Annotated in this window: 4 protein-coding genes and 1 pseudogene; 4 read left to right on the top strand and 1 reads right to left on the bottom strand. The window is 69.8% G+C overall.

The window, feature by feature from the left end; translation table 11 throughout:
- Nucleotides 1-124: 124 nt before the first annotated feature.
- Nucleotides 125-1,240: a hypothetical protein gene (locus J4557_RS47495; protein ID WP_208274294.1), complete on the bottom strand. Its 1,116-nt coding sequence runs from the start codon at nt 1,238-1,240 to the stop codon at nt 125-127.
- A 321-nt stretch (nt 1,241-1,561) separates the two neighbouring features.
- Between J4557_RS47495 and J4557_RS47490 the strand changes: the two are divergent.
- The 4 genes and pseudogenes from J4557_RS47490 to J4557_RS47475 all read left to right on the top strand — a co-directional run bounded on the left by J4557_RS47490 (nt 1,562) and on the right by J4557_RS47475 (nt 5,933).
- A pseudogene (locus J4557_RS47490) lies at nt 1,562-2,402 on the top strand (IS5 family transposase).
- Nucleotides 2,403-2,623: 221 nt separating this feature from the next.
- Nucleotides 2,624-3,223 (top strand): hypothetical protein, encoded by a 600-nt coding sequence (locus J4557_RS47485; RefSeq protein ID WP_208274291.1) that lies wholly within the window; start codon nt 2,624-2,626, stop codon nt 3,221-3,223.
- Nucleotides 3,224-3,396: 173 nt separating this feature from the next.
- Nucleotides 3,397-4,350 carry an ABC transporter ATP-binding protein gene (locus J4557_RS47480; protein ID WP_208274288.1) on the top strand — a complete coding sequence of 318 codons (954 nt, stop codon included), beginning with the start codon at nt 3,397-3,399 and terminating at the stop codon, nt 4,348-4,350.
- Nucleotides 4,347-5,933: an efflux permease Rv1217c-related protein gene (locus J4557_RS47475; RefSeq protein ID WP_208274286.1), complete on the top strand. Its 1,587-nt coding sequence runs from the start codon at nt 4,347-4,349 to the stop codon at nt 5,931-5,933. The genes J4557_RS47480 and J4557_RS47475 overlap by 4 nt, the downstream gene beginning before the upstream one ends.
- Nucleotides 5,934-6,000 lie beyond the last annotated feature (67 nt).

The following is a 6,000-nucleotide window of genomic DNA, read 5'->3' as shown; positions in this document are numbered from 1 at the left end:
TGGTGGGGACGGGACGTTGTGAGAGACCAACCGTCCTACCAGGGGCTTCTTGACGTCCGGCACCGCCCACGCCGCCCGCGATCATGCTGTGATCAGCCCACACCGAACTGCCGCTGAAAAAGGCTCACTGTGCGGCCTCGAAGGTGGCTACACCGCCCTCGAAGCGGGCTATCCCGAAGTCGACGTAGCTGCCATTGAACCAGGCTTTCCGGAAGTCGATTGCGCCGGCGATGAACCGGGCGCTCTTGAAGAGGACCCGGCCGTCTATGAACCGCGCGGTCCGGAAGGTGACTGTGCCGCCTTCGAATCGTGCGGCCTGGAATAGGATGATCGCGTCGCTCATGAACACGGCGGACTGGAAGACGACCGTGCCGTCCATGAACCGTGCGGCATCGAAGTCGACCAAGGCGCCTGCGAACACGGCGCCGTCGAAGTCGACCGTGCCGCCTTCGAATCGTGCGGCATGAAAGTCGACCCTGCCGCTCCTGAACGCGGCTGACTGGAAGTCGACCGTGCCATCCACAAACCGAGCGCCCCGGAAGGACACCCGGCCGTCGACAAAGCTCGCATGGCCGAAGTCGCCGCCGTCGAAGACGACATCGGTGAAGTCGAGGTCGTGTCCCTGCCAGGAGACTGCGGCACTGTGGCGCAGGTGGAGGCCGATGATGCGGATGACGGTGTGGCGGACCTCGCGGATCGCGTGGAAGGCGGCGCGGGCCCGGGCGTGCTCGACAGGGTCCTGGCCTTCACCACGGGCGTCGCTGGGATCTGGGTCGTAGGGCAGGCGCAAGTACGCGCAGAGCACGTCGATGCAGGTCTGGCGGAGCTGGCGGGTAGGAGCATCGTCGGCCAGGCCGGCCAGCGCGTGCACCCCGCCCAACTGAACAGCGGGGGAGGCATCTCCAAGTTGGGCCACTGCGGCGGTGAACCGGTCGCTGTGCAGCTTGGTGTCCTCACGCAACGCGGCGTTCTCCTCGGTGCGCTGCTTGCGGTAGGCCACCACCAAGGCCACCAGGCCACCCAGCCCGGCCACGACGGCAAACGACAGCTTCACCAGATCGAACAGGACCGATGAACTGATCTGCTTTTCCCGCTTAACGCCGTGCACGTCTAAAAGATCTAGTCCCAGCCACAGTGTCGCCCCAGCGATCGCCACGGCCGTGGTGAACGTGGCTGATAGCGCCATCCACACCGGAATCAGCCGCGTCGGCCGCCGCAACTCGCCTCGTTTACCGCTCATGCCGTTCAGACGCTTCCATCGGATCCGGCGTTCACCCGTTCCGGGGCCGCCACCGGCCAGCCGTTCTGTTCCGCTTCGCTTAGAGAGAATTTCGGCCCAGTAACTGGCGGCTGACGGTGGTTCTGGAGGGACATTGAGGGCCGAGGCGGTGGGGCTGGTAAGTCTTGATGCTCCTTGCGGATGCGGTGCAGGCGGATGCGAGGTCGGGTTGCCCGCATAATCCTGTCTCGTCCCAGAACCTTTAGGTGAGGCGCGGTCTGCACCCTTGCCGGATTCTGCATACGCCCGGGCATCTGGTTCCGCGTGGCGTACGTCCTGGTCATGAGCGCACGCCGTGGTTATCCCAGTGATCTGTCCGATGCCCGCTGGGCGTTGATCGAGCCGGTCCTGACCGCCTGGCGCGAACAACGCCTGGCCAGTGCGCTGGCCATCGGCCGTCCACCCGAGCACGACCTGCGCACCCTGATGAACGCGATCTTGTACGTCGACCGGACCGGCATCCCGTGGCGCTACCTGCCGCACGACTTCCCGCCTTACCAGACCGCGTACGCCTACTTCGCCCGCTGGGAGCGCGACGGAGTGTTCGCCCAGCTCACCGGGCTGCTCCGCGACCTGGTCCGCGAGCAGGAAGGGCACCGGGCCCAGCCCAGCGCCTGCATCATCGACTCCCAGAGCGTGCAAGACCTCCATCGACGTGCCCACCGCCGGCCAGGGCACCGATGCCGGCAAGGAGATCGTGGGCCGCAAACGCCACATCGTCACCGACACCCTCGGGCTGCTGCCGGCGGTGCCGGTCACCGCGGCGAGCGTGCCGGACGGCACCGCCGGCATGCAGCTGCTGACCGGCGTGGCCGCGACATACCCGACGATTTCCAAGGCGTGGGCCGACTCCGCCTACCGCACCAAGGCCATCGACCACGCCGCCACCCCGGGCATCGACCTGGAAACCATCCGCCGCGACCCCACCAGCAAAGGATTCGTGCCGCTACCGCGGCGCTGGGTGGTGGAGCGCACGTTCGACCGGCTGATGCTGCACCGCCGCCTGGCCCGCGACTACGACACCTTGCCGGCCTGATCCGAAGCCATGATCCACGTCGCAATGATCGACCTGACGAGCCGCCGTCTCACCGGCGAGGCCACTGTCACCTGGCGGGGCACTTGACACCACAGATACAGGACGAAACTTCCTCTAAGTCACGGTGGATCAGCGCCAGGCCGCGAGCTGTGCGGTGGCGTGGGTGCGCGCCGAAGGTCCTGTGCGGGAGGGACTGTGGTGGGGCCGTTCGTCCCTACACGCGGCCGGCACCGGAAGCGAGAGTGATCAGCGAGAACCTCCGGAAACACCGCCGGCCCCAGGCCGGTCTCTGCCTGGGGAGGCACCCTGTGAACCGTCGTACTTTCGATGCCCTGATGGCCGGGGCCGGGCTGGTCGTGGCCACGGTCTTGATCGTGGCCGGCGCGCTGGCCTTGTGGGGGCACCGGTTCGCCACCGACAGCGTCCGTGACCAGCTAGTCGCGCAGAAGATCTACTTCCCGGCCAAGGGCAGCCCCGAGCTGGCCTCCCAGGACGTCGGCCCCTACCTCAACCGGTACGCCGGCCGGCAGCTGACCACCGGCCCGCAGGCCAAGGCCTACGCCGACCACTTCATCGCCGTCCACCTCAAGGAGATGAGCGGCGGCCAGACCTATGCGCAACTGTCGGCCAAGGCACAGGCCCAGCCGAACAACGCCGCGCTGGCCGCGCAGGTCAACACCGTCTTCAAGGGCACCACACTGCGCGGCATGCTGCTGAACGCCTACGCCTTCTGGGAGATCGGCCGCATCGCCCTCATCGCCGCCTACACCGCCTTCGCCGGCGCCGCCATCATGCTCATCCTGTCGGCCCTGGGCATGCGGCACCTGCGCCGCACAGCCCCCACCACCGAAGTCCTGCCCAAGCTCACCCAGCCAGAGGAGACCGCTGCCGACGGCGGCGCCGCCTGACACCCGGCCGGTATCCGGCCACCCCGACACGCCTGCTGTGGGCTCCGGCCTTCGCTGGAGCCCACAGCAGCTGTGACCGTTGGCTGTGACGTTACGTCGCAGCCGATCCTGGTGCGGCCGCCGATCGAGGCGAGCGGAGCCCGCCGGGTGTTGGTACAGGAGGCTCGAATCAGATGAGTGTGGAAACCGGAACGGGCAAGGACACCGCGGTCGATGTGCAAGGGCTGGTGAAGCGGTTCGGTTCTTTCGCCGCGGTAGAGGGTCTCGATTTACGTGTGCGCGGCGGGGAAGTTCACGGATTCCTGGGACCGAACGGCGCGGGCAAGACGACGACCATCAGGGTCCTGCTCGGGCTGTACCGGGCTTCGGCGGGGCGGATTCGTGTTCTGGGCTGCGATCCGGCGACCGAGGCCGCCCAGGTGAACCGGCACGTCTCCTACGTCCCGGGAGAGGTGACCCTGTGGCCGAACCTGACCGGCCAGGAGGTGCTGGACGCCCTTGCCGGCCTGCGCGGTGCGCGGAACGCCGCGGCCGAGCGCCGATTGACGGAGGACTTCGCGCTGGAGCCCCGCAAGCCTGTGCGAGCCTATTCCAAGGGCAACCGGCAGAAGGTGGCGCTGGTCGCGGCGTTCGCGGCGCCGACCGACCTGCTCATCCTGGACGAGCCGACCGCGGGCCTGGATCCGCTGATGGAGGAGGTCTTCCAGCGGTGCGTGCGCGAGGCGGCGGGCGCGGGACGCACTGTCCTGCTGTCGAGCCACATCCTCGCCGAGGTCGAGGACGTGTGCGAGTCGGTTTCGATCATCAAGGACGGTCGGCTGGTGGAGTCGGGGCGGCTCGCGGAGATGCGGCACCTGGCGGCGTCCCGGGTCACCGCGCGGCTCGGCGCCGGCCGGGAGGCCGCCGTCCGCGGCGAGTTGCGGACGCTCGGGCTCGACGGCGGCGAATCGTCCGAGGCGGATCCAGACGAGCCGGGCCGAAGCGATGAGGTCAGGATGAGCGTGCCGCGCGGCCAGGTCACCGCCGTGCTCGGGGTGCTCGCCGCCGCCGGCGCGACCGACATCACCTGCACTCCGGCCAAGCTGGAGGACCTGTTCCTGCGCCACTACCAGGCGGTGGCGCGATGACCACGCTCGTGCGGCTGCTGCTGCACCGCCACCGGATGCTGATCGGCTGCTGGACGGTGCTGCTGGTCGGCTTGAGCGGCGTCACCGTGTCGGCCTACCAATCGACCTACAGCACGCCGGAGGAACGGCGGCAGGCCGTCGAACTGGCGCAGCACAACGCCGGCGGCACGCTGCTGTACGGCAGGCTGCCCGGCCCGGGGACGCCGGCGCAGATGTTTGCGTGGGAGGCCGGCGCCATCGTCACGTTGCTGGCCGCACTCATGGCGGCGTTGCTGGCGGTCGCGGTGAGCCGCGCCGCCGAAGAGGACGGGACGCTGGAGACCTTGCTGACCTGCGGGACCGATCTGCGGACACCGATCCGCAGCGCCGCCGTGGTGCTGGGGACGGTGGCCGCCGCGCTGAGCGCGGGATGCGCGCTGGCGGTCGGGTTGTCGGCCGGGCGCGTCCAGGGCGTCACCTGGCTCGGGGCCCTGCTGTTCGGCGCGGTGGTGGGCGTGAGCTTCCTGGCGATCGGCGCGCTCACCCTGGCCGGTGCGCAGATCGTCACCACGGCGCGGCAGGCTCGCGCGGCGGGCGGGACCGCGGTCGGTCTGGCGTTCGCCGTGCGGGGGTTCGCCGACACCCGCGACGCCGGATGGCTGAACTGGCTGACCCCGCTCGGCCTGCGCGCGACCGCCCAGCCGTTCACCGGCGACCGGTGGTGGGCAGTGGCCGTCTACGCGGCGGTGGCGGCGGCTCTGGTCTGGTGGGGTGGCAGACTCGCCGGACGGCGCGAGTACGGCACCGGGCTGTTGCCTTCCCGGCAGTTGAGCAACGCGCGCCTGAACATCGCTTCCTGCGCGGGCCTGGCCGGGCGCCTGTCCCGCACCACGACCATGGCCTGGGCCGTCATGGTGGCCTGCGTGGGCACCCTGTTCTCGACGATCGGTGCGGGAGCGGTCCAGCAGAGCCGGCAAGGAGACATGAGCGGCTTCCTGGGCGCGCAACTGGCCTCCGGCGACCCCGAGGCGTCCTACCTCGCCTACTGCGGGACAGTCGTGGGCATGGCGGTCACCGCCTTCGCCGTACTGGGCGTCCTGCGAGCCGGCCGAGACGAGCACCAAGGGCTGACCGACCACGTCCTCGCCACAGGCGTCGGCCGCTGGAGACCGCTCGCCTCGAGCGTGGCGGTGACCGCGGCGGGCAGCGCGGCCATCCTTCTGATCACCGGAGTGGCCGACGCTCTGATCGCGCCCGCCGCCATCACCGGCGACCACGTCGCGGCCCGCGCCTTCGCCTACACGGTCGGGCAATGGCCCTCGGCGATGGCCGCGGCCGGCATCACCGCGCTGCTGGTGGGCCTGTGGCCCCGCGCCGCCTGGCTGGCATGGGCGCCGCTCGCCGCCGGAGGCGTCCTCGCCCTGCTCGGCCACCTGCTCGGCGTCCCGCGAACGGTCCAAGACCTCGGCCTCTTCAAGCACGTCCCCGACATCGCCGCCTCCGGATCCCACCTCAGCGGCCTGGCGATCCTGCTCGCCGTCTCCGCCGCCACCACCCTGACCGGCCTGGTCGCCATCACCCGCCGCGACCTCACGACCGGCTGACCAGAGGATCTCCGCGGCGACCGTCAGCTGACCACCGGCCGGACGCGACGGCGAGCCGTACCAGATC

Source organism: Actinomadura nitritigenes (assembly GCF_017573545.1).
In the GTDB taxonomy this organism is placed as follows: domain Bacteria; phylum Actinomycetota; class Actinomycetes; order Streptosporangiales; family Streptosporangiaceae; genus Spirillospora; species Spirillospora nitritigenes.
The sequence above is the reverse complement of the archived record's forward strand: the minus strand, read 5'-3'. Positions and strand labels throughout refer to the sequence as shown.